This window comes from Kluyvera sp. EC_51, from assembly GCF_019584505.1.
GTDB lineage: Bacteria > Pseudomonadota > Gammaproteobacteria > Enterobacterales > Enterobacteriaceae > Kluyvera > Kluyvera sichuanensis.
Window position 1 is genome coordinate 1 of record NZ_VDAG01000035.1, and the last position, 25,815, is coordinate 25,815.

The following is a 25,815-nucleotide window of genomic DNA, read 5'->3' on the forward strand; positions in this document are numbered from 1 at the left end:
GCCTTCCTCCTCGCTGAAAGTACTTTACAACCCGAAGGCCTTCTTCATACACGCGGCATGGCTGCATCAGGCTTGCGCCCATTGTGCAATATTCCCCACTGCTGCCTCCCGTAGGAGTCTGGACCGTGTCTCAGTTCCAGTGTGGCTGGTCATCCTCTCAGACCAGCTAGGGATCGTCGCCTTGGTGAGCCATTACCTCACCAACTAGCTAATCCCATCTGGGCACATCCGATGGTGTGAGGCCCGAAGGTCCCCCACTTTGGTCTTGCGACGTTATGCGGTATTAGCTACCGTTTCCAGTAGTTATCCCCCTCCATCGGGCAGTTTCCCAGACATTACTCACCCGTCCGCCACTCGTCACCCAAGAGCAAGCTCTCTGTGCTACCGTTCGACTTGCATGTGTTAGGCCTGCCGCCAGCGTTCAATCTGAGCCATGATCAAACTCTTCAATTTAAGTTTGATGCTCGTGAATTAAACTTCGTAATGAATTACGTGTTCACTCAGAGACTTGGTATTCATTTATCGTCTTGCGACGTTAAGAATCCGTATCTTCGAGTGCCCACACAGATTGTCTGATAAATTGTTAAAGAGCAGTGCAACACGGCTTTCGCTCACTGTTGCGAGGTGGCGTATATTACGCTTTCCTCTTTCAGAGTCAAGCGTTTAATTTCGCTTTTCTCTGCCGAGATTCTCAGGAGAACCTCGCTGACCCGGCGGCTTGTTTGCCGTTGTTCCGTCTCAGTGGGGCCGCATTATAGGGAGTTTCTTCAGGGCCGCAACCCTTAAATTGCAGAAAAATGACTGACTGCTGCAATCCCCAGCAGAACCCCGCCTTATACCTATTTACACACAGAGTTATCCACAAATCTCATCTATTCTTATGGTCTCTGCGTATTTTCCCCTTCTTTATATAGAGGGAAAATGGCTTATCGCCCCCACCTACTATTCAACGATACGTCCCGACTCGAGCTTGATAATCCGATCCGCAAGGTGGAAATAGCGATCGTCATGGGTGATCGCGATAATGGTTTTCCCCTCAGCTTTCAGCGCTGGGAGGATTTCCTGGTAAAACACCGCTTTGAATTCCGGGTCCTGGTCGGCGGCCCACTCATCAAACAGGTAGATTGACCGCGCTTCCAGCCAGGCCTGCAACAAAGCCAGCCGTTTGCGCTGCCCTTGCGAAAGCGCCGTCGTAGAGAAACGCCCATCGGCAAAACGGACCTTATGGCTGAGCTTCAGCCGTTCGAGTAACTCCCCCACCTGTTCCGCCGTGCGCTCATGCACAAACGCCACGTTATCGAAAAGGAAGAAATCATTGAACACCACCGAGAAGCATTGCCGATATGCCTCCTGTTGGTCATCGGCAACCCACTGGCCGTTTAAGCGCAGCGTTCCGCTGTCGGGCGGATAGATCCCCACCAGCAGATTCGCCAGCGTCGTTTTCCCACTGCCGTTACCGCCGACGATGAAGACCAGCTCGCCAGGATTAAACGTCAGGTCGAGTGGCCCCAGGGTAAAGCGTTCACCATCTTCCCCCTGATACTGATAGCTCACCTGCTCCAGCGCCAACGAGGTGAATGGCACTTCTGGCAACGGACGCTGCGCCTGCTCCGGCGGTAGCGCCGCCTGAAGTTGCTGCACCCGCTGCATCGCCACCCGCGCGCTGGCGATAGTCGGCAGCGACGACAGCACGCCTTCGACGGGCACAATCATATAAAGGAAGATCATCACATAGCCGGTAATCGCCGCCGGTGGCAGCGTTAGCGCTTCGCGCAGGCCAAACAGCACCAGGCCGATAAACACAAAGAACAGAATGCTGCCCCAGCTCGTCGCCAGCCCATACAGGATGTAGCCCCGCGTCCGCTCCCGGCGCACCGCCTCAATATTCTCCGCCAGTTCGCCGTCCACAAAATGCCGCCGACGCGCGGCGTTAAGCCGATATTCGCGCCCGCCGTCGAACAACGTTTTGCACTGCTGGATCAGCGTATCTTCCCGTCGCCGGGATTGTCGCAGCAGCCCGAGCGCGCGCCCGTGTGCCGCCTGATACCCCAGCGTACCGAGCGCAATAGCCAGTAGCGCCAGCCCCAGCACACTAAAAGAGAGCGTCGCCAGGTAAATCAGGCACCCGAGGATCACCGCGCTATAGATGAAGAGATTCGGCAGGTTAACGAAAAAGACCACCAGCGTATCGAGATCTTGCGTCAGCACCGAGATAGTCCGCGCCATTCCGGAACGCTCCAGCTGCAGCCAGCGGGTTTCACTCACCCGATGCGTCAACTCACTGCGCAGCCGTGCTTTTACCTTCTGCCCAAGATACATAAAGGTGGTTTGCGAGATAACGCGGGTTGCCAGCATCAGGCACGCCAGCAGCGCAAACTGTATTCCCGGTGCCAGCCAGCCGTGTGCTGGCGGCAGATTCAGGCTGTGGTTAATCATCGCCAGCAGTGACGCATTGCTCAGCCCGCTAATCAGCCCGGCAACCACGGCCAGCAGCAGCCAGCCGCCGACCATCCGAAACAACATCAACAACAACGACATGCTCATTCCTTTTTATAGTTTGCTTCTTTTATTACGTCTGATGAGATGACGGCCTATTTCTGCCACGAATCAGCGGCCAGACCAGCAGCGGCACACCGATGAGCGATGCCACCAGCCCCACCGGCAGCTGGCGCGGATAGAGCGCATTGCGCCCCAACCAATCGGCAACGGTCATGATGCAGGCGGAAAGCAGCACCGCGGTGTAGAGCTGCGCCAGTACGCCCTTCACGCCAACCCGGCGCGCCAGATGCGGGCCCAGCAGCCCGATAAACGACACCGGCCCCACTAATAAGGTGGCAAGCCCGGTCATCAGCGCCGCCAGCGCCAGCACACTGAAGCGGGCACGCGGCAGCGAGACGCCTAGCGAACCGGCCACGCTGCCCATCGGCAGCAGCACCAGCCAACGACGAAACAGCGGCGTGATAACCAGCAGCACCAGCGTGGCGATAAACAGCACCTGTGCCAGAGAAGCGCTGATGTAGTAGGTACTGCCGGTCATCAACGGCAGCAGCACCGCGCTGGCGGAGAGGTTATTGAGCATCACGATGCTCACGGCGGCCTGGCATAGCGCATTCAGCGCCAGCCCGTTAAGCAACACGCGCTGAGGGTTAAACGCGCTGCGTCGGCTATTCCACATCGTCAGTAACAAGCTGATCAGTGCCCCCGCCAGGCTACTTAATAGAAGAAAGGCGCTGCCCTGAGTGGGAAACAGCAGGATATAGACAGTGACGCCCATCGCCGCGCCGCCGCCGATGCCCAGCACTTCCGGGCTCGCCAGCGGGTTACCGCTCACGCGCTGCATCAGTACCCCCGCACCCGCTAACAGCGCCCCGGCGCTGATGGCGGCCAGCAGGCGCGGCACCCTGAGCGGCAGCAGTTGCGTCAGCTCCTCATGGCTGGCCCAATGCCAGTGCCCAAGTCCTAGCCCAAGACAGAGCGAAACCACAATGGCGATAAGCAGTACGGCAGCGGCGAGCCACGGCACCCAGCGGTGGGTTGAGGCATCCGCCGTCAGTGGCGACGGGGAAGTATCCGGAACATGTTGCCGGGCATGACGCGCCAGCAGGATCAACAGCGGCCCGCCGGTCAGTGCGGTCAGCATGCCCACCGGCAGCAACTGACCGTTCAATAGCGAAACCCGGGACACGCAGAGGTCGGTAAACCACAGCAGCCCCGCTCCGGTGAGCGCACTGTGCAGCATCAGTTGGCGCGACGTGCGCGCACCGCCAAAGCGGGCAAGATGCGGTGCGGCCAGGCCGATAAAACCAATCACCCCAACGGCATTGACCACCAGCGCGCTCATCACCAGCGCCAGCAGCACCGCCGCGCTGCGAATTTTCAGCGGCGAGGCGCCCAGGCTACTGACCATGGTTTCCGGCAGTTGCAGCAGCTCCAGCGGTCGCCACAAAAATGCCAACGCCAGCAAGCAAAGCGCCAGCCAGGGCAGCAGCGACATCAGCAGATGACTGTCCTCCTGCGCCAGCGAACCGCCGCCCCACATCAACACGGTCAGCAGGAAACGGTCATTGATGATGGCAATAAGCATCGTCAGCGCACCGCACCACAGGTTGATCATCATCCCGGCCTGGATCATCACTAAAGGCGAGAGCCGCTGCCGCCAGCTCAGCGCCAGCACCAGCAGCAGCGCGGCCAGTTCCCCCACGACCACCACCGCCATTTTGACTTCGGTCAGGAGTAGCGGGAACCAGAGTGATGTCAGCCCCAGCGCCAGCGTCGCGCCGGAAGTCATGCCAAGCGTAATCGGCTCCGCCAGCGGATTGCGCAGCGCCCGCTGCATTAACCAGCCGCAGAGCCCGAGCGTCGCCCCGCCGATAATCGCCATGCCCTGCCGCGGTAGCCACATGCTGTGCAGAATAATCGCCGTGGGCTGAAGGTTATTGGCATACAGCAGCGCCCGCAGGCCACCTTCGCGCAGCACGTCACTACCGGCGAGCAACAGCGCCGCCAGCCACAGCAGCGTGATGAGCCCCCAGGAGAGACGGCGGGAATAGGGTTCATGCATCGCGCCACCCCGCAACAAAGGGATAGAGGATATCGGCGAAGCGCCCGGCGGTGATCAGCGCACCGGTATCGCTAATCGGCTGTTCAATCACCGCCATCGGATACCGCGACGTCACTGGCAGGTGCCGCCACAGTGTGCTCTGCCGCCAGCGGGCAACGGCATCACGCTTGTCGTCATCGACCAGCAGGATAAGCCGGGCATCCACCGTGGCAATGCTGGTCAACTCCACCAGTACCGTCCCTTCCGCCCCACGGCTCCCCTGCCAGGCATGATGCAGGCCGCAGGCGGCCAGCACATCACCACTCAAACTTCTCAGGGTGTAGAGCCGCAGATGCAGCGCATCAACGGGCGTGGCGCAGAACACCGGTTGTCGCACCGCCTGGGCAACCTTGCGCACGCGGGCTAGCTGCGATTGCAGATTATTGAGCAACACCTGCGCCTGCGTTTCCCGTCCGAAGACATCACCAAGCTGGCGCGTCGCTTCTATAAAGGAGGCAAGCCCGTGCGTTGGCAGCGTTAGAGTCGGCGCAATTTTTTCCAGCGCGGGCTTCAGCAACGTATGTTGGGGAGTTATCACAATGCGGTCAGGCTTTAAGGCATACAGCGTTTCGAGGTTCGGCTGGAACAGCAGCCCTAAATCCTGCACCGTTGCAGGCAGCACAGGCTGCGGGATCAGTTTGCGATACCAGTCGGGTGCCGAGACGCCAGCAGGTGTGATACCGAGCGCGAGGATCATCTCCGTCAGCCCCCAGTCCAGCACCGCCAGCTTCTGCAGGGCCGCAGCACTCCCGGCCCACGACATCGCGGGAGCCAGCAGTGCTGCGATTAATAACGTGCGTCGTGAGAGCATCGTTACCACTTGTAGCTAACGGTCGCCGTCAGCTGACGTTTCATCGCATATTCACAGCCGTTGTTCTGGCAGGTGGCGAGGTAGGTTTTGTTGGTCAGGTTCGCCGCGTTCAGCGCAACGCCCCATTCACGCCAGTCGTAGCCCAGACGCGCATCGTAGACCGTGGCCGCCGGTACCTTCAGGCTGTTGTCGGTGTTGGCATAGCTGCTGCCGACATAGCGCACGCCACCGCCGATGGAGAAACCGTCCAGCGGGCCGCTCAGCGCATACTGCGTCCACAGCTTGGCGCTGTTGCGCGCAATACCGACCGGATGTTTACCTTCGGTGCCATCGTTCGCGCTGATCACTTCCGGATCGGTCAACGCGTAGGACGCCAGCACAGACCAGGCCGGGGTGATGTTGATCTTGCCATCCAGCTCGATCCCGCGCGATCGGATCTCACCGGTCTGCACGCTGTAGTTGGCGTGATCCGGATCCGGCGTTGCGACGTTGGTTTCCCGCAGGTTAAACAGCGCCAGCGTAAACAGCGCATCCAGCCCAACCGGGTCGTACTTCAGGCCTATTTCCGTCTGCTTGCCTTCCGTCGGCTTAAAGCCGTGACCATAAAAATCGGTCGTGCTGCTCGGCACGAACGAGGTCGAGTAGCTGACGTACGGCGCTAAACCGTTATCGAAGTGATACAGCAGCCCCGCGCGTCCGGTGGTCGCATAGTCGTTGCTTTCGGTACGCGCGTCGGTCAGCAGGTTGGTGCTCTTGGTTTTCGCCGCATCGTAACGCCCGGCCAGGTTCATTATCCAGTTTGCCCATTCAAGCTGATCCTGCAGGTAGAACCCGGTTTGATCGAGCGTGGAGTGGGTGCTGCTGGTGAAGGCTGGTACTTCAACCGGCGTACTGTAATCCGGGTTGAGGTAGTTGATCGGGCTCGCATCACCGTAGCCTGCGCGGCTGCGCACCGAGCTATGCATCCGGTCAATCCCGGCCAGCAGCGTATGCTGCACCGGGCCAGTTTGCAGATGGAACTCCGCCTGGTTATCCACGGCGAAGTTGACCATGGTCTCCTGCAGGTTCATTGAGTAGCGGTCGATCAGCGGCGCATCCGCATGAACGCCCCACGGGTAGACCATCAGGTAATCGCCGGTGCTGCTGATATAGCGCAGGTTCTGGCGGAAGGTCACCGTGTCGTTAAAGTCGTGGCGGAACTGATAGCCGATGCTGCCCTGCTTGCGCTCATAGCTGTCAAAGCCCGGCTGGCCGCCGTAGAACTTGCTGGAGATCTGCCCGTTCGGGTTATAGGTCAGCGTGCCGGAGGTGGGCATCTGGTTGTAGAAGCCGCTGTCCGGGTCTTTACGCAACTGCGCCAGCACCGTCAGGCTGGTGCGATCGCTCGGCTGCCAGGTGAAGGATGGCGCAATGTCGTAATGCTGGTAACGAGTGTGGTCGACCTGCGTTTCGGTATCGAAGAAGGTTCCCGCCACGCGGCCAAGCAGCGTGTTGTCGTCGGTCAGCGGGCCGGTGACATCAAAGCCGGTGCCAAACAGGTTATTGTTGCCGGTGGACATATACACTTCCCCGCCCGGCTGGGCCTGCGGAGTTTTGCTCACCATGTTGACCACCCCGCCCGGGTTGGCCTGGCCGTACAGCACCGACGATGGGCCTTTCACCACCTCAATGCGCGACAGCAGGAACGGGTCCCACGCCGGGCGGCTCCACCAGGCTTCGCGCGGCAGGCGCAGGCCATCAAGATATTCGTCGGCTTCAAAACCGCGCACCACGATAGTGTCGAAACGGGTATCCGGCCCGGCGTTTTCCGATGCCACGCCGGAGACATAACGCAGCGCCTCCGGAATGTTTTTCGCCGCTTGCGCCGCGATTTGCGCCTGTGTAACGACGGCGATACTTTGCGATGTGCGGCTTATCGGCTGGCTGGATTTCGTTCCGGCAGCCGCGTTGTGCGCCACCAGTGAACTCTCATCATCCTGCCCCTGCGACGGTGCCGCGGCGGTGACCACTATTGTCTGTTCTTTTGTGCTATCGTGACCGTTATCCGCAGTGAACGCTTGCCCGCTGTACCCTGCGATGATCGTACATGCAAGTACTTTCAACGGTTTATCCCTGAAAAGCTTGCCAACCTGATTCATAGCATTTCCGACTGTTATTAGAATTGGATGGAAATGATAATTATTCAAGTTTAAAAGAGAAGCCCTTCCGTGGCAGAATGGCGTTACTGGCCATCAGGATGTCGCCATACGGACAAAAGTTGTCTCTAAACGCAGCAGTAAGCATAAATGGTGAGAATCAGACAGAGGGCAGGTGAAGATGACCATTCCACAGGCGATTGAAGGGCTGCGCCAGCTCAAATACGCCCCAGGCAGCGAAGAGCCGGTTCACCAGCACGAGCAGGGGCAGCTGATTTATCCGCTCAGCGGCGTGGCGAAAATCGTCACCCCACAGCATATCTGGCTGCTGTCGCCCGGCCGCGCAATCTGGCTACCCGGCGGGCTGCCGCACGGGCTTCAGGCCGTGGATCGCGTAGTGACGCAGAACCTGTACCTTAGCCCGCAGGCTTCCCGCCTGTTTGGCAATCAGTGCCGCGGCCTGGCCGCCACTCCCCTACTTCACACCCTGATTGATGCCGGGCTTGAAGATGCTATTCCCTCAGAGCGGATGGCCCTGCTTCAGGCGCTACTGATCGACGAACTACAGCGTTTACCCGCCACCGTGCTGTGCCACGTGATCCTCCCAAGCGACCGCCGGGTGCGCCAGGTCTGCGATACGCTGTGTCGCGAGTTGGATCATACCGCGACCCTCGCCTGGTGGGGGCAAAAGGTCGGTGCCAGCGAACGTACGCTGGCGCGCCTGTTCCGTGAAGAGACGCACCTGAGTTTTTCTGAATGGCGGCAGCAGATTCGCCTGCTGGAAGCGGTGTGTAATCTGGCACGCGGCGTGGCGGTGAATACGCTGGCGCAGGAGCTGGGCTATGCCAGCGCGAGCGCGTTTATTGCGATGTTCAGGAAGAAGCTGGGGGTGTCGCCGCAGCGGTATATTCAGGCGGCAATGGTGATGTCGTGATTTTATGGTTATCTATTTTTATTATTAATACGGGGACTGTTTTTAATAGATAATATTAATAATGGTTTCCGGTTTTATATTTAATGGCGTTTATTACGTTTTATTTTCGGCTGGCTTTTATTTTCTGTACTGGGTATATTTACAGGTGTTATTTTGCGCGATGCGGGTGTGCGCCAACACGCCCGCATCGCTAATCACAATTACTATTTAAAAGGAATAGTAACCATGACTGACGCCGATTGTATTGTAGATTCGTTTGAACCAGAAGTAGTGGATGGAAATAAGCGGGATTTAACCGTGAGTTATGCGAGCCGCGCGCCAGATTACCATCGCGTTCCGGCGGTGATGATGAAGGGGCAATGGCTGGAAGCGGCAGGGTTTGCCACCGGCACGAAGGTTGAGGTGCGGGTGATGAAGGGGTGTATGGTACTGACGGCGGTGGAAGCAGAGGCTGACGAGGTGCTGGAGACGGCGCGGGTGGTGAGGAAGTTGTCGGTGCGGAAGCGGAGGCAGGTTAGGGAGTTTATTGGGGTGATTGGGGGGAAAGGGAGTCGAGGGTGAAGGGTGAGATTAGGCGCTGAGAGGCGCCTTTTTTGTTGGCTGATTATCCGGAGAAAATGTATTTATGGTTGTTTGGTACTGGGATATTTACCACTTACTTCCAGTTCAATGAGTTAGAACACAATTATCAGCACAATGAATACGCTATTATTTCCCACATATAATGATGCGTATTCAGGCGACTATGAAGAATAGAACCATTGGGTTCGTTGTTATTTTATTTTTTGTCTGGCTTTTTGCCAAAAACGATAAAGTACCAGCTACCGAAAGTAGTGTTCAAAATTCAGACACATATACATCAAGTTCACTTTCGACAGTCCAGAAAATACTGGACATTACTGGGTCTGGACAACCCGAGCGCCGCTATGTGAATGCTGATACTTTAAAGGTGCGCAGTTCACCGAAAGGAAACGCACTCGATACATTGAAAAGAGAAACATCCGTCAACGTGTATGAGTAGCGCGATACATGGAGTCGGATAAGTGCAGCTAAAGAGCAAGAACACTGGGTTGGTTCGGCATACTTATATGAAGTGGCGGGATGCTATATCAAGAAAGACCTCCTGCAGAGCGCTCCTGCAATTAAGCAACGACCAGCGGAACGGCATACTGCACCGGTAAAACAGCCCGTGAGATCGCCATCCTATGGTTCGTCTTGTTCGTGCTCTTCAGGGAACGTGTGTATTGGGCCGCGTGGGGGGAGGTATTGCATTACTTCTGGGGGGAATAAACGGTATGGGGTTTAGGGAGGAAGTCCATAAAGGAATGTAGCGAAGGCCGGACTCGCACATAGAACTTAACTCCATGATTTAAAATAGTTAATAATAAACTCTACAAGGTTATACCAACACAGATACCAACACGAAAATTCATTGATTTTCGGCATCGAACCAGGACGAGTATGGCTTGGTTGAGATGCCGAACTCTGTTACTCGTCATCTTCCTCGACAGGCTCAAGCGCATCAAGTGGTACTCGCACCATCGCAATAGAACCAATACGGATAAAAGAATCTTCTCCATCTATGTCGGTTAACTGATACCGCTCGGTTGATTCCGGCTCTGATTCAAGAATGTCAAAAAATGCATTCAACTGACCGATATCGCCATCACTTTCGTCCTCGGGTTCATCTGGCTCACAACAAAGCTCAATAACCGGGCCACCATTTACCATGGTGATATGGACATTCCCATACCTGCCTTCATTTGCATCGCCATCTTCTTCATCAGAAACGGGTGGAAAGGCATCAAACAAGAACTGATGGAAAATCACTTCTCGGGCATTTAAGGCATAACGATGCTGTTCAGAGTCGAAAACAAAGAAATGCTCATAATCAGGCGCTGCTATTTCCTGAAAGTATGAGTAAAAACGACGCTTATCAGCCGGGGAAATGGGTAACGGCAAATAATCTTGCTGCCCTCGTAACCAGAGTTTTACCGTCCAAATGCAGCCATCCATTTCAATACCACTAGCGGCGATGCTTTCCAGATCATCATCACTACGGCTACTTTGATTGCGCACTTTTTGCAATAAAGTATCGTTACCAGGAAAAACTGCATTCAATGGTTTCTTTAAGACAGCGCTTATCGCCTGCGCCAGTCCTAACTTGGCCGCAACTTTCCCTGTCTCGATACGTTGGATCTGCTGTTGGCTGGTACCAACCATATCCGCCAATTCACGCTGAGTGATTGATAGTTGAGTACGAAGTTCTTTAATTTTGTTTTGCATGATGCCCTCCCCACTTACCAAGAAGTAATGGATATCATTAAAACACAAAAAAGAGTAAAAAACACAAAAATGAGTTTTAAGTTAGTGGGAAATACTCGCGAATGTGAAGAGCATCTCTTCAACGTTCTTCTTTGGTATGCCAGAGATCCACCATATAGATATCATTGTCACGGAGTTCGTAGTGAACCTCATAGTCATCGAATAACACTTTTCGGACCTCATGAGGTTCATACCGAGTCTGCTGTATGCCAATTGCCGGATGCGCTGTAAGACCAGCACAGCCAATAATCAGGCGATCCAAAAGGTCATCGGCGTGCTGGCGGCTGTACTGAAGGGCAAAACGGTAGATACGCTCCAGGTCATCCTGAGCTTTAAGCGTCCAGTAAACTTCCATTTATCAGGATTTCTTTAAGCGATTAGCAAAATCCACCATGTCCGAGTGGCTCACCACGCGACCGGCATCCACATCGGCAAGACCGGCCTGGATGCTCTGGTAACGCCGTTCTCTTTCGGCCAGCATATTGGTCAATGCTTCTTTAATAATCCAGCTCTTAGAACGGTCCAACTCAATTGCCAGATTTTCAACAGCAGCAGCCAATTCAACGGGTATCTGTGCGCTAATGGTTTGTTTAGTAAGCGAACCCATAGGGATTACCTCATTTAATAACATTTAATAACTCCTATTAAGATTAGCATAGAGGTGCCTATAAAAACATCACATCTCATTTCGCAGGCAACATCCCCGGAAAGTGTTTCGCCACGATATCGTTCATCTTATCTACCAGATCTAAGCGTTTAAAAGTGATATGTCCGCTGCCTTTCTGGAAGTAGCGGATGGTGAACAAATCGTCTTCGAAAACCTGCTGATGCGGATTATCGCGCACGAAATCCATAAAGCGGATAGAGACATCATGCCGGTTATCAGGAATGGTTTTTCCATCCAGCAGGTAGAGCATTCTCTCCAGATCGGCTAGTTGATCGCGCCGCCAGCCCCAGTTCAGGCTGTAGCCCCATCTGTCATGCTTCACCAGATTGTTGAAGATAATCTTCTTGCCGAAGTAACAGGGATTATTGGTTTTGTAGTCCCAGCTTAGCCCTTTGAACACGTTGATAATTCCACGTTCAAAAACATCCTGCTTGTTATGGTGCAACTGTTCAAAGGTACTCAGGATATTGGCTTCGCTAATGGCCGGAAGATCGCCCTCCTCTAGATTCTTCGCCCACTGGCTACGGGCTTCGGCATCCATCAACGTTAACATCCCGGACTTCAGCATCAGATCGCGCCAGATGCTACGGTCGATATTGCGGGTGATGACTGGCATCGCTTTATCTACAGGTTGCACCAGCCAGCAGTCGAAAGAATGGCCCTGCCGCATCGCCCAATGACTCGCTACGTCGCCACCAATCCCGGAAGTGAGTCGGGAAACGTCATCAAGCTGACGAATTAGCGCCTCAATCTGTTTCAACGCAGCATCACGTCCGGTGACGATACGCTCAATGCTGGTTGAGCAAATTAGCTCATTATCGTCAGTTAAGACTTCAGCTTCTGTTTGCATGATTTTTGTCCGTATAAAAGCAAACACGCCTGCCGGGAGTGGCAGGCGCATTATGCAATGAGTTAATAAGGAAATAAGATTGGTGATGTAATTCGGGAAGACGGCTCGCAAGATTCAGCGTATCGAAGGATGAGGGCTTTGCCGCAACAGGCCGGTTGCCTGCCGCGCCCGCAAAATATCCACTGCGCCCAAATAAGGGGACTGCTCCTGACAGTTAAACCCTCTGCGATCGATACGAACCAGTTCGTACTTTTCCACCAGAAAGTTAACAGCATCAGCCAGCGTAATACCGGCGTTGATATGTTCCAGAATAACGATTTCATCGCTGAACGGCGTGTCATTCAGGGTAAGGCCATAATGTTGCTCCAGCAGACGGGTAAGCAGCATCTGCCAGACCGTCACGGGAGACGGGCACGGCTTAGCCGCCCGCTGAATTGTTGCAGGTAAGGTTTTCATTTTTTCTCGCGTGTGAAAAAGGTTTAACGTTGAGTGGGATAAATAACGATGTAGACGTAACCATAACTACCGAGAGTATCGGCTTCACAGGTGAAAGCGTTGTGGTAGAGAGTGACGCTGTGCGCATAACGGGGATTAAGTTCGCCAGTGCTCAGCATCAGTTCCATCTGGCGGATAAAATGCGGGAATGCTTCTTCCAGCTTCAGACATTCGGCGTCACCAAATTTACCGGTGATATTGGCCCGGTCAGCCAGGTAGTGCAGTCGGTTGCCTTCCTGTACCAGCCTTGCGCCAAAATTCGGTGTGAAACTTCGCTTTAATCCCCACTGTATGGCATCAGTCAGTGGCATCTTTTGCCCTCCTTCATAACCAGCCTCGTTCAGCAAATGAAACCACTGTCATGCCTCCGACTATGCAGTGATCCAGCACCCGGATTTCTACCAGCGACAGCGCCTTTACCAGTCTGGCGGTAATCTGTCTGTCGGCCTGGCTGGGCTCAGCTTCACCGGAGGGATGGTTGTGGGCAAAAAGCACGGCGGCTGCATTATGGCGAAGGGCTGATTTCACCACTTCGCGGGGATGCACTTCCGTACTGTTGATAGTGCCGGTAAACAGGGTTTCGTGAGTGATTAACTGATTTTGCTGGTTAAGGTACAGCACTAAAAACACCTCGCGCTCCAGCCCGGTCATTTTCAGGCGCAGCCAGTCCCTGACAACCGTTGTGGACGTGAACGACGCGCCAGGCTCGCGCAGATGGTGTTCAAGCAGCGACAGAGCACGCTGAACAGTTCGCCGGGTTGTCAGCGGTAGTTCCTGCGGTATTGATAAATTGAAAGTCATACCTGTATCCTCAGTCGATAATGCGCATGATGGCGGAGCATTCCTGATGGCGCAGAGCATACTCACGCAGACGATAAAAGTGCGCTGTCATGGCATCGCACCCGGTACGGCAGGCATGATGGCTGTACTCAATAAGACAGACGGTAATTCCGGCGGCCTCTGCACTCATTTGCGCATCATTGCCATTCATGCTGTTAAAGAGTTGCCATTGCGCATCGCGGACAGTATCCGGCACCATAAAAGCGCCGCCATTGCTGAGCGTGTAAAAATTCCAGATACCACCTCTGTAATCCGCACAGAAACGGTCCATCCAGGCGAAGATGCGCGGCTCCAGTAATATCCACTGTGGAATCGTGCCAAAATGCTGCGGCCAAAAGGCGGGGCGTTGTTCATCTGCGACAGGCATGGCGAAAATAGTGTCTGACGATAAGGTGGCGTCAGTAATTGCAGTATTCATGATTAATCACTCCGAAAATAAAAAAGCCAGCCGGTCAGGGCTGGCGTGATGATGAGTCGTTAAATCAGGTCGTTAAAACGCGGTGAGACAGTCATCTCTGCCTGCGTTTACGGATAGTGTTGTGGTGGGTGATGCAATGAGTAAGACGGCATAAAAGCAAAAAGGCCATGCTTCCCGATGGAGGCACGGCCTTTATGCCTGAGCTAGAAACAATACCAAGGGGTTATTGCCCCATGTACTCCACCTTTGCACCGGTGGCGTTACCATCAGCTCCTACAGTAACAACGATTTTATCGTAGGTGCGGTAAGCGGCATTGTAGACTTCATATACCACCGTATTTCCCTTCACTTCATAGCTGCCAAAATCAGCGGCGTCTGCCGTTTCACGGTCATATTCTTTCGTGTACGCCTGTCTGGCCGCTTTCATTACCGAACCTTTGTTGACTTTCAGCGGCTTGTTCCCGGTGACTTCTGCTGATGCGCCTGCAAGGGCGCTGACATATTTAGGACAAACCTGGAGCATATCACCACGGGTAAATTTCATTTGTGTGCCAAAGACCTGCACGCTGGAAATATCCTGAGCGGCAATTGATTCAATGGCTTTCCTGGCTGCGGCGGGTGCCTGTCCGCCTTCGATTTCAACAGCTTTATAGCCGGTCTGTTGATTACACATCTGAGAGGTGGGGATCAGATTCCCATTAATGCTGATACGGCTTCCCATCAGTTCCTGCTGGCCGTTGGGGCAACCCTGCAACTGGCCGAAGATACCAATAGTGTCTTTTTTCAGCATAACCAGCGCCTGACCATCTTCCGTCATGGTCTGACACCAACCATTTTTCACCATCCAGTTGCCAGCCTGCGCAGAAACAGAGGCGGCGGAGAGAAAAAGAGCAATTATTGTTCTGGTTTTCATAAATCACCTGTGGATTGGCAGCAGCGGTCAGGAGAGAACCACTGCATAAGTTATTAATCAGTCAACATCTGTCAAAGGAGCAGGAAACGGCGCGAAACGAGCCAGGATATCCTTACTTTTTGATAGGTTAAGACGATCAATTCATGGATATCGAAAGTTATTATTAATAGATAATAACGATCAATTTCTTATTATTGATCGTTTATACAGATCAATATATTCTTTTCTGACATATACTGCCCCTGAAAAAGTGCAACGTTTGACCGTAAGGCGCGTGCCTGGGGAAATTCACAGAGTCCGGGAAAGAGAGGAACAACGGATGTCAGGAACAGTACAAATTGAGTCGTTCAACGCAGAATTTTTGACCAGAGATAAACTGCACGACCTTATTTTTTACCGGAAAAGTTTTGATATCACGAATGTTACCGACATCAGTGAAACCGTCAAAAGAGTGGAGTATGCGATTGAACATCAGCAGAAGAAATTAACCTGCCGTGTATACACCGAATACAGAAGCACTGCGGTGGCAGGCTCTCTGTGGTCACCAACAGCACTTCTGGGAGCGGTGAGCGCCGCCGCAATCGGTGTCCATAATCTGGCGACATGGAACCCGGACTATGAAATTGGTAAGAATTACGTCAAAAGAACCCTATCCGTAAGGTATAAAAAGTAACGGTTTTACATCTGTCCGTGGCTGAGTCTGTCCGGTTCAGCCAAAAATCCTCTCCCATAATTCAGACGCAAGCTGTACCAGCTTTTCCCGCAACCTCCTCAGCAACAAGCTCCAGCCAGCAGGCAGACGCTCAGAAGCGATCACCGTGTCAAAAGCCGAACCGGCTATTTCACCAAAACGCTGGCGTACTGCAACATCACTCTCCTCCGTATGATTTTCTGGCTTTAACTGGCAATAAAAAGCGCTACTGGCCTGTACGGGTAACGCATGTATCATTAGTTCCACCAGAGCATGCAGGTTATAGCCGGTATGTGCTGAAACGGCCATCACCGGGAAAGAGGACGGCAACTGACCAGCAATCTGCGAACTGATAACCGCAAGTGAAAGGCACTGCTCAGTTGAAGGAACAGCCTGACCGGGCAGTTCTGGCAATGGAGGAATGCGGTCTGCCTGACTGACAACAAACAGGAAACGGGAAGCATCCGCGCCATAAGCAAGCAGTGACCGGTGCGTGACGATATCGACCGCCCGCGCACGATCATCAGCACGCAGGACCCAGATAATCAAATCCAGCTCCGTCAGCAACTTCTGAAACAGAGCCGAATATTCCGCATCGTACTCCGGTGTCTCGCCCACTCCAGGCAAATCCACCAGTGTCATGCTGCGCTCGCCCACGGTGAGCACTATCCGCTGGGGTTCACGGGTACAGCCCAGCAAATCACTGGTCAGACATACCGGTTGTTGAAACAGGGCGTTGCAAAGCGAACTCTTACCCGCCCCGCTTTTGCCCATAATGCCAATTACGGGCTCGTAGTGAATTGCATGTTGCAGATGGGAAATAATACGTTCGGTCGTTTGTTGGGGTAAGAAATTAAGGCAGGCACGCAGGATATCACTGGTATCCTGCGATTCGGGGGTTTGAGGCATGGTTTACTCCTGTGAAAAGCAAAGCCGGAAGAAAATCAACCGGCTATTCACATAAGTAATATAGGCATGAAATTTAGTGGGATTATTGTTTTTTCTTTAATAAAGATATTTTATATTCATTGGGATTGTCTTTATATCTACGATATTCATCACTAATAAGCCCTTCAATAAACTTATTTATGCTAGAACCTTGCAGCTTAACTAGCTCTTTAAGCTCTCTGCGAGTTTTTATAGAAATTTCAGTATTAAGGCTAAAGCTTTTCTTTTTATCTCGTCGCCCGCGCTGCTGAAATGCTTTTTTCATGTTATCCAGAAGTAATTTTTTATCCTGACAATCGATTTTATTTCCCCGTATAACCCAGCAATCAATTGCCCCCATGATCGCAATATATTTCTCATTTGCATCTGCGGGCTTAAACCAAAAAAGGATGTTATCATTAAAATCTTTCCTTTTTAATAAATATTCCCACGCCCATTCAATACCCTCATAGTCTTTTTTCTTTAACCATTTAAATTGTCGAACAGGACTAATCAAGTGAAGCCAGATACTACGAATATGTTCGAATGACTTTTTAATTTGGTTAGGACTGAAGAAATCCGAGAGTTTATTAAAGAAGGTAATAATTAATCGGCTCCTTTCAGCGGAGCTGACGGGATTATCCGAAAGCCTAAAAAAAGAGTATAAACAAGGAGACTCTAAATCCCAATCATCTTGCAACTTTAATTCTGGCAAATTGAGACTACTATTTGATGCAGTTCGGATATATATCCAAAACCAGAAAATAGCTCGCTCATTGGCATCTCCTTTTAACCACCTAAAATCAATATCACGAAGGTAGGGGTCTTCACCTCCATTTAAGATTTGCTTTTTAGATGTAGTATTTTCCTGAGCCAATATCTGCCGGGTCAGATGTTCTATTGCTTGGCTTCCTTTGTCCACCGGAGCAACAGGAGAAAGATCTACATCTGCGCACTCATGATTACTATCATCGCCAGGAAGTTGCTTTACCTCTGATGCCTGCAAGAAAGAGTCTTTCTTGTTATTTTCAGGATCGGTTGAGGTATGTGGTTGCTCAGTCGAAACCATCTCTTTCTGTAATGCTTCATTAGCAAGTAACTTACTCAAAGCACCTAAATGACTATCCTTATCATTCTTATTCACAATAAACACCTGTATTTAAAAACACTATACTTAGTATTTAAATTGTATTCTTACTGGAGTCAACAAGTGAGTTTAATGTAATGCTAATTTTGAGGATAAGCCCACAACAGAAGGGTTAAAATCTAAAAAAACACTATGCCATTATGGTTTTTTACTCTCGTAATCATCGGCAAACACTATGCGCATTTTTCGAAAGAATTTTCAGGCATATCAGTGGGCGCATCATGCTAAAGGTGACATCAATGGGCTGTATGGTTCAGGCAGATGTAACTTTCTACTTCCTAACTCATAGTATGAGATAGATGCCCGTTACTCTCCCATCGACAACAGGCTCTCTCCCAACTCAACACCACCATACGGGAGCATCACTATGACCAGCCAAACGACCTTGCCATTAACTAAAACCCTGGATTCAAAATCAGTATTGAACGACCAGCTCGTCGACATGGCATTTATCACTGCCTACACCAATATGACCGACAAATGGTTCTATAGATTAATTTCTGAAAATGCGTTCCCAGCGCCAATCAAACTTGGTCGAAGTTCTCGTTGGCTAAAAAGTGAAGTCGAGGCTTGGATGACAGAACGGATTGAAAATTCAAGAGGGCAGTAATTATTAACTTTTAGACAAGATCTTGATCTTAGTGACAAATGAAACATGCAAAAATAAATTAATTATCCATTCCAAATAGCAGAGGTTGCATAGAAACAAAATGAACTATAGCTATAAATATATCAAATAATTTAATTTGGGTTTTTTAGTATAATTAATACTCTTCCCAGACTTGCATTCATTACTTATCCAATCTATTCACTAAATATCATTACGTATCGTACTTACCCTTATCACTTACACTGAAGATATTTTACCTGCACTTCCCCATCAGCTAATAACATTTAAAAACAGGTCTAACCTATGAATAATAGTCACCAATATAACCCATCATGGAATCCAAACTGGTTTCTTTCAGTAATTCTGGATAATCATATCGATGCAATGGTAGCCAGATATTCTTGTTTACTAACATTACGCCTAGACTTCTTTTATAAAAAGGATACCTCTCGCTACTTACATCAAGATCATCATGCACTTGAGCGTGACCTGCGATTATTGATGAATAAAATGATGCAAAAAGCTGCTATTGTGGGCTATTTCTGGGTCATTGAATGGACAGCCGATCATGGCTTCCATGCACATGCTGCATACTGGCTGGATGGGCATCAAACGCAAAGATCCTATCCTTTTGCACAGCAGGCAGGAGAATTCTGGAGGCAGTTAACCCAACAGGAGGGCTATTTTAATATATGCCAGTTTAAAGAACCTTATAAAGCCGATATCAATATTCCCGTGCGTTATAATGAACCCGCCAGCATTCTAAATATTCGTCGGGTATTGAGCTATCTGACAAAAGAAGAGCAAAAAGAGGGGCTCTGTTCATACGGATGCAATGAAGTCCCACAACGTCCAATGTCAGGGAGGCCCCGTAAAGCGATGGAGACTATTTCTGAAAATTAGTACCGAACCGTTCAATCGCTTGTTCCACAAACACATAGAAAGGCTCGCAGGTATTTGAGTTTCAGGTAAATGTTAATAGTCTGAAATGCATGCTGTCATCTGCGCCTTCTGTATCATTGCTGCCAGTGCAGTACCATGAGACAACATTCAACAGTAATGTTGTTTAGTGAATAAGTCTGGGCTCACTTTGTCAGCCAAATTAGTGTGATATCCTTTCCAGAATTCCTGTTGTATCCACGACATAAGGCGATGATTGATGGAGCAGTCTCTCAATTTTGAAATGTTGCGCAGCCAGTGGCCGGAACTGGCGGAACTCGCGTATATGGCAGAACGCTATGTCCATTCTGACCCGGAAAGCTGTCTGGTGAAGCTACGTAACTACACTGAATTGATGGTTCGCTGGTTATATCGTCAGGAGCGGTTGCCGGAAGGCATCAAGGCGAATCTGTACGATTTAATGAACGCCGATGTGTTTACCAGCATGATGCCAGAAGCCATCATCATGAAAATGGACGCGTTGCGTATCCACGGCAACCGTGCCGCGCACGGCGGGCGAATCAAAGCCAAGGATACCTACTGGCTGCTCAAGGAAGCGTACTTGTTAGGCATCTGGCTATACGTCCGCTATGCCAACGGCAACGTTGACGATTGCCCTAAATTTACCCTTCCTCCTCTGACGCCATCTTCTGCGAGCTCCGATAAAAAACACCTAGAAGAAGCAATACAGGCGCAAATCGAAAGCCGCGATCGTGAACTGGCGCTTCAACGTGCATTACAGCAGGAGCAGGAAAAGGCCGAACTGCTCACCCGGCGCCTGGATGAAGCCAGAGCGCGTAACCAGCATGTTGCCGATATCCTCTCTATTGATGAAGCGGAAACCCGCCGCCGCCTGATTGACTCCCGTCTGCTTGCCGCCGACTGGAATGTAGGGGAAGAGCTTAAAAATACCGATCAGGTTACGCAGGAGCATCCTGTTAAAGAACAGCCTACCGCAACCGGTGACGGTTATGCGGATTATGTCTTGTGGAATGAGGCGCATAAACCGCTGGCGGTGGTGGAAGCAAAAAAAACCAGCGTCAATGCCGAGCAGGGGCGAATTCAGGCCCGACTGTATGCCGACTGGCTGGAAAAAGAATATGGTCAGCGCCCGGTCATCTTCTACACCAACGGTTATGATATCTGGCTGTGGGACGACCATAAAACTCATGGTTATCCTCCGCGTCGGGTATTTGGCTTCTACAGCAAGGAAAGCCTGCAATATCTTATTCAGCAGCGTGAAACTCGTCTGCCGCTGAACAGTGTGCCGCACGTTAAGGATAACGAAGGTAAGGCCGTTGCCGGACGTTTGTATCAGCTTGAAACCATCGCCCGCGTCAGCGAACGGTTTACCAACAAGTACCGACAATCGTTAATTGTTCAGGCGACAGGCACAGGCAAAACCCGCGTAGCGATTGCGCTAAGCAAACTGATGATTGATGCCCGCTGGGTAAAACGCGTCCTGTTTCTTTGTGACCGCAAAGAGCTACGTAAACAGGCGGCGAATGCCTTCAATCAGTTCACCAATGAGCCGCTGTATGTGGTCGGGAAATCGAAGAAAGCAGACAGGCAGAATGCCAGGATCTACATCGCCACCTATCCCGGCATGATGAAAATCATGGACCATTTTGATGTAGGTTATTTCGATCTAATCATCGCAGATGAATCCCACCGCTCTATCTACAACGTCTACGGCGATCTATTTAAGTATTTTGATGCCCTCCAGATTGGCCTGACGGCCACGCCTATCGACATGGTGAGTAAAACCACTTTCGGTCTGTTCGGTTGTGAAGGTCGTATCCCTACCGCCAACTACAGCCTGGAAGATGCCATCGCCGATAACAATCTGGTTCCCTATGAGGTTGTCACGCACACCACAGAATTCCTGCGCGAAGGCATCAAACGGGAGAAATTAAGCGACGAACAAATCCGCGAGCTGGAAGAACAGGGTATCGATCCCAATACACTGGAATTTGATGGCAAGGCGCTGGATGAGGCGATCTACAACAAAGACACCAACCGCTATATCCTGCGTAACCTGATGGAAAATGGCCTGAAAGATCGGGATGGCCAGCTTCCCGGTAAAACCATCATTTTCGCCCGTAACCATAAACACGCGCTGTTGCTGAATGAGTTGTTCGACGACATGTACCCGCAGTTTGCCGGACGTTTCTGCCAGGTCATCGACAACTACGATCCCCGCGCCGAGCAACTGATTGACGATTTTAAAGGACTGGATGAAAGCACCAATAAAGAGCTGACCATCGCTATCTCTGTTGACATGCTCGATACCGGTATTGATGTCCCGGAAATTGTGAATCTGGTCTTTGCCAAGCCGGTTAAATCGAAAGTGAAGTTCTGGCAGATGATTGGCCGTGGTACACGCCTCTGTTCGGGGCTATACGGCAACGATGACAACGGCAAGCCGCTGGATAAACAGAAATTTCGCATCTTCGATCACTGGGGCAACTTCGAGTATCACGAGCTGCATACCGAAGAGGCCGAAATCACAGCTACTAAATCGCTGGCGCAAAAACGCTTCGAAGCGTGGGTTATGCTGGGGGCTGCTGCGCAGCGTAAGTTCGATAAACAGGCGGTGGATTTAGTCGCTCACCAGCTCCGCGAGCAGATCAACGCGCTGGATGAAAAGTCGATTGCTGTACAGGAGAAGTGGCAGCAAAAAGTGCAGTACAGTGATGAAAAAGTGCTGCGCCAGCTTTCCCCGAAAACGCAGCAGGATTTACTATCTGTCCTAGCCCCGCTGATGCAGTGGCTGGACGTGCGCGGGCAAAGCGATGCCATGCGCTTTGATATGGATATTCTGGCGGCGCAAACTGCCCGTTATACCAACCCGGAAGAATTGGATGTGCTCTGGCCGGTCATCCTGGAGAAAGTGGAACGTCTGCCGCCGCATCTGGCACAGGTTCAGCAGCAGGGACAACGGATTAATCAGCTTCGTGATTTAGGCTGGTGGAAGCAAGCCAGTCTGGAAGAGTTGGAGGATATCCGCATTCACCTGCGCGGCATCATGCACCTGATGGAAAAAGATGCGACGCCGAAATTTGGTTCGATACAGGTGGATATTACCGAAGATGCGAACCTGATTCAGACGGAAACCCGCAAAACCAACATCCGCTCGATTGATTTCAAACTGTATCGTCAGCAAGTTCAGGGGGCGCTGGAGCCGCTGTTTCAGCAAAATCCGGTGCTGAAGAAAATCCGCAATGGCGAGCCAGTCACGCAAAATGAGCTGGATGAACTGGCGAAGCTGGTGCTGATCCAGAACCCCAACGTTGATATCCGGGCGCTGAAAGAGTTCTATCCGCAGGCGACCGCCAGCCTGGATAAACTTTTGCGTACCATCATCGGGATGGACAGCGACGCGGTGGAAGTACGTTTTGCCCAGTTCGCAGCTGACAACAGCCTGACCAGCCAGCAACTGCGCTTTCTGTCACTGCTGAAAAACCACATCCGCGATTACGGCACTATTGAAATGCGGCAGCTCTTTGAACAGCCGTTTACCCATATCCACAACGAAGGTGTTACCGGCGTTTTCCCAGACATAGAGCAGATCGCCCGGTTGCAAAAGATAGTCGAAGAGCTGGGTGTTGTGACCGACGCAGCGACGGTATAATACGCACATGACAAGCCCCGGCAGCGGGGCTTTTGTATTTATAACAGGGTATACGTAACAATGATCACCGGTGACTTAAAAAGTAAAATCGACGGCCTGTGGGAAGATTTCTGGGTGGGTGGTATCACCAACCCGCTGACCGTAATCGAACAAATCACTTACCTGATGTACTCCCGGATGCTGGATACCCAGGAACAACGCGACGAGAAGCGTAAACAAATCGCGGGTATTGATTTTAAACCGCGTTTTGCGCCAGAACAGCAGGAGTTCCGCTTCAGCCACTATAGCAACCTTGGCTCGGACGAAATGATGGAAGTAGTGCGCGACGGCGTATTCCAGCATTTTCGTCAGCTCGGCCAGGCCGATGCGTCGAAGGTGACGCTACTGGGCAACTTTATGAAAGATGCCCGTCTGGAGATCGTCAAACCGTCGCTGTTAACCAAAGCCGTGGAGGTGATCAAAAATTTACCGCTGGATCGTGGCGACACCAAAGGCGATCTCTACGAATACCTGTTAAGCAAGCTGACCACTGCCGGGATCAACGGCCAGTTCCGCACGCCGCGCCACATTATTCGCACGATGGTTGAAATGATGGAGCCAAACCCTGCACGTGGTGAAACGATCTGCGATCCGGCCTGTGGTACGGGCGGTTTTCTGGCAACCAGTTATGAGTACCTTCTGGAGAAATACAGTTCACTGGAGTCCATTCATACCGAGATTGGCACCAACGAACGCGGCGAATTAGAAGAGCAAAAAATCTTTACCGGCGATCTGCTGACGCCGTGGCGTGACCATGTGGATAACAACATGTTCCACGGTTACGACTTTGATACCACCATGCTGCGCATCGCCGCTATGAACCTGATTATGCACGGCGTGGAAGCGCCGGATATTCACTATCAGGACACCATGAGCCAGAGCTTCAGCACCAACTTCCCGCAGGCTAGTAAAAACGCATTCAACCTGATTCTGGCGAACCCACCGTTTACTGGTTCACTGGACGAGGAAGATATCGACTCCACTCTGTCGGCAATGGTGAAAACCAAAAAAACCGAACTGCTGTTCCTGGCGCGGATTCTGCAAATGCTGAAAGTAGGCGGACGCAGCGCCACTATCGTGCCGCAGGGCGTGCTGTTTGGCTCCAGCAAAGCCCATCAATCTCTGCGTAAAACGCTGGTGGAAGATAACCAACTCGAAGCGGTGATTAACTTGCCTTCCGGTGTATTCAAGCCTTATGCAGGCGTAGCGACGGCAATCCTGATCTTCACTAAAGGCGGTCAGACGGATGAGGTCTGGTTCTACGATCTACAAAATGACGGCTACAGCCTGGATGACAAACGTAACCCGATAAAAGACAACGACCTGCCGCATTTGCTGGCGAGCTGGAAGCATTACCGTACTTTGCGCGGGCTGCCGGTTGATAACTTTATGGGAGAGAAATCAGCCTCATTGCTGAAACAGCAGCATCCAGAAGGGATTGATGCTGGCGTTGATTTTAAAGTTCGCACTCAGGCGGCGTTTGTGGTGCCGAAAGCTGATATTGCCGCACAGAAATACGACCTCTCTATCAATCGCTATAAAGAGGTGGTGTATCAGGCCGAGGAGTATGAAGATCCGAAGGTGATACTGAAGCGGCTGAGGGACCTAGAGAAAGAGATTCTGGCGGATTTGGATGAGCTGGAGGGGATGCTGTGAGCTGGCAGATGGTGAAGCTTAAAGATTGCTGTGAAGTTGTGGGAGGTGCAACACCTAAACGTAACATCGTATCCTACTGGGGCGGTGATATTCCGTGGATAACGCCAAAAGATGTGTCAAATCTTAGTGAACCTTATATTTACGAGGCACCGGAATATATAACTAAAACAGGGTATAAAGCTGCTGCAACATATATGTTACCTGTAGGAACGATTCTACTCACATCACGAGCACCAATAGGAAATGTAGCTATTGCTGGTATTGAACTTTGTACAAATCAGGGTTTTAAAAGTTTAATTCCTGGGCGAAATGTTCACAATAAATATTTATATCATTGTATTAAGAAATTTGTGCCACAATTGGAGCTATTAGGTAATGGTGCAACTTTCAAAGAAGTATCTAAAAAAGTTGTAGAAAATTTTGAAATCCCGTTGCCTCCTTTTGAAGAACAGAAACGTATCGCGGATATTCTTGATAAGGCTGATAGCCTACGTCAAAAACGCGAGCAAGCCATGAAACTGGCTAACGATTTTTTGCGTACTACGTTTTTGAATATGTTTGGCGATCCTGTTGAAAATCCAAAAAAACTAAAAAAAGCTCCCATTACTGAATTGGCAGAGGTCATTACCGGATTTGCATTCAAAAGTAATGAGTACATTAGTGATGCACCAGAATCAGTACGGCTTTGCAGAGGGGCAAATACACTTACGGGGTATTTAGATTGGGCTGATACAAAATTCTGGCCAAAAAATAAACTAGAAAAGCTAGATAATTATTTAATTAAGGCGGGTGATATTATCCTTGCTATGGACCGTCCGTGGATATCAAGCGGGTTAAAAGTATGCATATTCCCTGAAAATCAGCGAGAAACGTACTTAGTTCAGCGTGTAGCTAGGTTACGACCTCGTTGCGAATCTTACACAAACTATATTTACAGTTGTATTAAATCGCCAGCTTTCGAAAAGCATTGCTGCCCGACAGAAACAACGGTGCCACATATATCTCCTGTTGAACTTAAAAACTTTGAAGTTCTAATTCCGCCCGACGAACTTATGGCTAATTTTCATTCGATTGTATCAATAATCAATAATAGCTTAAATAAAATGGCGTCAGGCGATATTGATAGCGACGCCCTCTTCTCTAAGTTAAGTCAGCAGGCTTTTTCAGGACATCTTAAGAGGTAA

General features: G+C 51.1%; 24 protein-coding genes and 1 rRNA gene. 9 read left to right on the forward strand and 16 right to left on the reverse strand.

The genetic code is table 11. The features are described from left to right. From FHC49_RS08985 to FHC49_RS09005, 5 genes are all read right to left on the reverse strand, one after another. Positions 1-453 (reverse strand): 16S ribosomal RNA (locus tag FHC49_RS08985); the annotation flags it as partial. 489 nt (positions 454-942) lie between these two features. After that, positions 943-2,538, reverse strand: coding sequence for a cyclic peptide export ABC transporter (locus FHC49_RS08990; protein ID WP_220439575.1), 1,596 nt, complete (start codon positions 2,536-2,538; stop codon positions 943-945). A 31-nt stretch (positions 2,539-2,569) separates the two neighbouring features. After that, positions 2,570-4,561 (reverse strand): Fe(3+)-hydroxamate ABC transporter permease FhuB, encoded by a 1,992-nt coding sequence (gene fhuB / locus FHC49_RS08995; RefSeq protein ID WP_220439576.1) that lies wholly within the window; start codon positions 4,559-4,561, stop codon positions 2,570-2,572. After that, positions 4,554-5,411, reverse strand: coding sequence for an iron-siderophore ABC transporter substrate-binding protein (locus FHC49_RS09000; protein WP_220439577.1), 858 nt, complete (start codon positions 5,409-5,411; stop codon positions 4,554-4,556). Before FHC49_RS09000 ends, fhuB begins: the two co-directional genes overlap by 8 nt. Positions 5,412-5,413: 2 nt before the next feature. After that, positions 5,414-7,513: a TonB-dependent siderophore receptor gene (locus FHC49_RS09005; protein ID WP_255581276.1), complete on the reverse strand. Its 2,100-nt coding sequence runs from the start codon at positions 7,511-7,513 to the stop codon at positions 5,414-5,416. Positions 7,514-7,727: 214 nt separating this feature from the next. Here FHC49_RS09005 and FHC49_RS09010 point away from each other — a divergent pair, with 214 nt between their 5' ends. The 3 genes from FHC49_RS09010 to FHC49_RS09020 all read left to right on the forward strand — a co-directional run bounded on the left by FHC49_RS09010 (position 7,728) and on the right by FHC49_RS09020 (position 9,501). After that, on the forward strand, positions 7,728-8,480 hold the full coding sequence (locus tag FHC49_RS09010; RefSeq protein ID WP_220439579.1) for a helix-turn-helix domain-containing protein: 753 nt from the start codon (positions 7,728-7,730) through the stop codon (positions 8,478-8,480). 225 nt (positions 8,481-8,705) lie between these two features. Beyond that, complete coding sequence (symE, locus tag FHC49_RS09015) at positions 8,706-9,041, forward strand: endoribonuclease SymE (RefSeq protein ID WP_220439580.1); 336 nt, start codon at positions 8,706-8,708, stop codon at positions 9,039-9,041. A gap of 184 nt (positions 9,042-9,225) precedes the next feature. Continuing rightward, on the forward strand, positions 9,226-9,501 hold the full coding sequence (locus tag FHC49_RS09020) for a hypothetical protein (protein WP_220439581.1): 276 nt from the start codon (positions 9,226-9,228) through the stop codon (positions 9,499-9,501). Positions 9,502-9,968: 467 nt separating this feature from the next. On the opposite strand, the gene FHC49_RS09025 is transcribed toward FHC49_RS09020, so the two are convergent. The 9 genes from FHC49_RS09025 to FHC49_RS09065 all read right to left on the reverse strand — a co-directional run bounded on the left by FHC49_RS09025 (position 9,969) and on the right by FHC49_RS09065 (position 14,988). Further along, positions 9,969-10,766 (reverse strand): helix-turn-helix transcriptional regulator, encoded by a 798-nt coding sequence (locus FHC49_RS09025; RefSeq protein WP_220439582.1) that lies wholly within the window; start codon positions 10,764-10,766, stop codon positions 9,969-9,971. 118 nt (positions 10,767-10,884) lie between these two features. Continuing rightward, positions 10,885-11,160 (reverse strand): type II toxin-antitoxin system RelE/ParE family toxin, encoded by a 276-nt coding sequence (locus FHC49_RS09030; RefSeq protein WP_220439583.1) that lies wholly within the window; start codon positions 11,158-11,160, stop codon positions 10,885-10,887. A 3-nt stretch (positions 11,161-11,163) separates the two neighbouring features. Beyond that, positions 11,164-11,412 carry a CopG family ribbon-helix-helix protein gene (locus FHC49_RS09035; RefSeq protein ID WP_220439665.1) on the reverse strand — a complete coding sequence of 83 codons (249 nt, stop codon included), beginning with the start codon at positions 11,410-11,412 and terminating at the stop codon, positions 11,164-11,166. Positions 11,413-11,488: 76 nt separating this feature from the next. Continuing rightward, positions 11,489-12,322 (reverse strand): DUF4942 domain-containing protein, encoded by an 834-nt coding sequence (locus FHC49_RS09040; protein WP_220439584.1) that lies wholly within the window; start codon positions 12,320-12,322, stop codon positions 11,489-11,491. 114 nt (positions 12,323-12,436) lie between these two features. Next, positions 12,437-12,778 (reverse strand): TA system toxin CbtA family protein, encoded by a 342-nt coding sequence (locus FHC49_RS09045; protein WP_220439585.1) that lies wholly within the window; start codon positions 12,776-12,778, stop codon positions 12,437-12,439. Positions 12,779-12,801: 23 nt separating this feature from the next. Continuing rightward, positions 12,802-13,128 (reverse strand): type IV toxin-antitoxin system YeeU family antitoxin, encoded by a 327-nt coding sequence (locus FHC49_RS09050; RefSeq protein ID WP_220439586.1) that lies wholly within the window; start codon positions 13,126-13,128, stop codon positions 12,802-12,804. Positions 13,129-13,141: 13 nt separating this feature from the next. After that, positions 13,142-13,618 carry a DNA repair protein RadC gene (radC, locus tag FHC49_RS09055; RefSeq protein ID WP_045411015.1) on the reverse strand — a complete coding sequence of 159 codons (477 nt, stop codon included), beginning with the start codon at positions 13,616-13,618 and terminating at the stop codon, positions 13,142-13,144. A 10-nt stretch (positions 13,619-13,628) separates the two neighbouring features. Beyond that, the gene (locus FHC49_RS09060; protein ID WP_220439587.1) at positions 13,629-14,075 is read right to left on the reverse strand and encodes an antirestriction protein; all 447 of its coding nucleotides are present in this window, start codon (positions 14,073-14,075) and stop codon (positions 13,629-13,631) included. Between the two features lie 223 nt (positions 14,076-14,298). After that, entirely contained in the window at positions 14,299-14,988 is a 690-nt protein-coding gene (locus tag FHC49_RS09065; protein WP_220439588.1) for a hypothetical protein, read from the reverse strand. A 319-nt stretch (positions 14,989-15,307) separates the two neighbouring features. On the opposite strand from FHC49_RS09065, the gene FHC49_RS09070 reads away from it, so the two are divergent. Further along, positions 15,308-15,661, forward strand: coding sequence for a hypothetical protein (locus FHC49_RS09070; protein ID WP_220439589.1), 354 nt, complete (start codon positions 15,308-15,310; stop codon positions 15,659-15,661). A 36-nt stretch (positions 15,662-15,697) separates the two neighbouring features. Here FHC49_RS09070 and FHC49_RS09075 read toward each other — a convergent pair whose 3' ends face one another. Together FHC49_RS09075 and FHC49_RS09080 are read right to left on the reverse strand one after the other, a co-directional pair. Further along, positions 15,698-16,588 carry a GTPase family protein gene (locus FHC49_RS09075; RefSeq protein ID WP_220439590.1) on the reverse strand — a complete coding sequence of 297 codons (891 nt, stop codon included), beginning with the start codon at positions 16,586-16,588 and terminating at the stop codon, positions 15,698-15,700. A gap of 82 nt (positions 16,589-16,670) precedes the next feature. Beyond that, complete coding sequence (locus FHC49_RS09080) at positions 16,671-17,750, reverse strand: hypothetical protein (RefSeq protein ID WP_220439591.1); 1,080 nt, start codon at positions 17,748-17,750, stop codon at positions 16,671-16,673. A gap of 370 nt (positions 17,751-18,120) precedes the next feature. Between FHC49_RS09080 and FHC49_RS09085 the strand changes: the two genes are divergently transcribed. The 5 genes from FHC49_RS09085 to FHC49_RS09105 all read left to right on the forward strand — a co-directional run bounded on the left by FHC49_RS09085 (position 18,121) and on the right by FHC49_RS09105 (position 25,815). Then, positions 18,121-18,363 (forward strand): AlpA family transcriptional regulator, encoded by a 243-nt coding sequence (locus FHC49_RS09085; RefSeq protein WP_220439592.1) that lies wholly within the window; start codon positions 18,121-18,123, stop codon positions 18,361-18,363. A gap of 303 nt (positions 18,364-18,666) precedes the next feature. Continuing rightward, on the forward strand, positions 18,667-19,266 hold the full coding sequence (locus FHC49_RS09090) for an inovirus-type Gp2 protein (protein ID WP_220439593.1): 600 nt from the start codon (positions 18,667-18,669) through the stop codon (positions 19,264-19,266). Between the two features lie 256 nt (positions 19,267-19,522). Continuing rightward, positions 19,523-22,936, forward strand: coding sequence for a DEAD/DEAH box helicase family protein (locus FHC49_RS09095; RefSeq protein ID WP_220439594.1), 3,414 nt, complete (start codon positions 19,523-19,525; stop codon positions 22,934-22,936). A 60-nt stretch (positions 22,937-22,996) separates the two neighbouring features. Further along, the gene (locus tag FHC49_RS09100; protein ID WP_220439595.1) at positions 22,997-24,631 is read left to right on the forward strand and encodes a class I SAM-dependent DNA methyltransferase; all 1,635 of its coding nucleotides are present in this window, start codon (positions 22,997-22,999) and stop codon (positions 24,629-24,631) included. Continuing rightward, entirely contained in the window at positions 24,628-25,815 is a 1,188-nt protein-coding gene (locus tag FHC49_RS09105) for a restriction endonuclease subunit S (RefSeq protein WP_216422475.1), read from the forward strand. Before FHC49_RS09100 ends, FHC49_RS09105 begins: the two co-directional genes overlap by 4 nt.

Coding starts and splice junctions, on each gene's coding strand:
- FHC49_RS08990 (WP_220439575.1), bottom strand. CDS start 2,538: ATGTCGTTGTTGTTGATGTTGTTTCGGATGGTCGGCGGCTGGCTGCTG.
- fhuB (WP_220439576.1), bottom strand. CDS start 4,561: ATGCATGAACCCTATTCCCGCCGTCTCTCCTGGGGGCTCATCACGCTG.
- FHC49_RS09000 (WP_220439577.1), bottom strand. CDS start 5,411: ATGCTCTCACGACGCACGTTATTAATCGCAGCACTGCTGGCTCCCGCG.
- FHC49_RS09010 (WP_220439579.1), top strand. CDS start 7,728: ATGACCATTCCACAGGCGATTGAAGGGCTGCGCCAGCTCAAATACGCC.
- symE (WP_220439580.1), top strand. CDS start 8,706: ATGACTGACGCCGATTGTATTGTAGATTCGTTTGAACCAGAAGTAGTG.
- FHC49_RS09020 (WP_220439581.1), top strand. CDS start 9,226: ATGAAGAATAGAACCATTGGGTTCGTTGTTATTTTATTTTTTGTCTGG.
- FHC49_RS09025 (WP_220439582.1), bottom strand. CDS start 10,766: ATGCAAAACAAAATTAAAGAACTTCGTACTCAACTATCAATCACTCAG.
- FHC49_RS09030 (WP_220439583.1), bottom strand. CDS start 11,160: ATGGAAGTTTACTGGACGCTTAAAGCTCAGGATGACCTGGAGCGTATC.
- FHC49_RS09035 (WP_220439665.1), bottom strand. CDS start 11,412: ATGGGTTCGCTTACTAAACAAACCATTAGCGCACAGATACCCGTTGAA.
- FHC49_RS09040 (WP_220439584.1), bottom strand. CDS start 12,322: ATGCAAACAGAAGCTGAAGTCTTAACTGACGATAATGAGCTAATTTGC.
- FHC49_RS09045 (WP_220439585.1), bottom strand. CDS start 12,778: ATGAAAACCTTACCTGCAACAATTCAGCGGGCGGCTAAGCCGTGCCCG.
- FHC49_RS09050 (WP_220439586.1), bottom strand. CDS start 13,128: ATGCCACTGACTGATGCCATACAGTGGGGATTAAAGCGAAGTTTCACA.
- radC (WP_045411015.1), bottom strand. CDS start 13,618: ATGACTTTCAATTTATCAATACCGCAGGAACTACCGCTGACAACCCGG.
- FHC49_RS09060 (WP_220439587.1), bottom strand. CDS start 14,075: ATGAATACTGCAATTACTGACGCCACCTTATCGTCAGACACTATTTTC.
- FHC49_RS09065 (WP_220439588.1), bottom strand. CDS start 14,988: ATGAAAACCAGAACAATAATTGCTCTTTTTCTCTCCGCCGCCTCTGTT.
- FHC49_RS09070 (WP_220439589.1), top strand. CDS start 15,308: ATGTCAGGAACAGTACAAATTGAGTCGTTCAACGCAGAATTTTTGACC.
- FHC49_RS09075 (WP_220439590.1), bottom strand. CDS start 16,588: ATGCCTCAAACCCCCGAATCGCAGGATACCAGTGATATCCTGCGTGCC.
- FHC49_RS09085 (WP_220439592.1), top strand. CDS start 18,121: ATGACCAGCCAAACGACCTTGCCATTAACTAAAACCCTGGATTCAAAA.
- FHC49_RS09090 (WP_220439593.1), top strand. CDS start 18,667: ATGAATAATAGTCACCAATATAACCCATCATGGAATCCAAACTGGTTT.
- FHC49_RS09095 (WP_220439594.1), top strand. CDS start 19,523: ATGGAGCAGTCTCTCAATTTTGAAATGTTGCGCAGCCAGTGGCCGGAA.
- FHC49_RS09100 (WP_220439595.1), top strand. CDS start 22,997: ATGATCACCGGTGACTTAAAAAGTAAAATCGACGGCCTGTGGGAAGAT.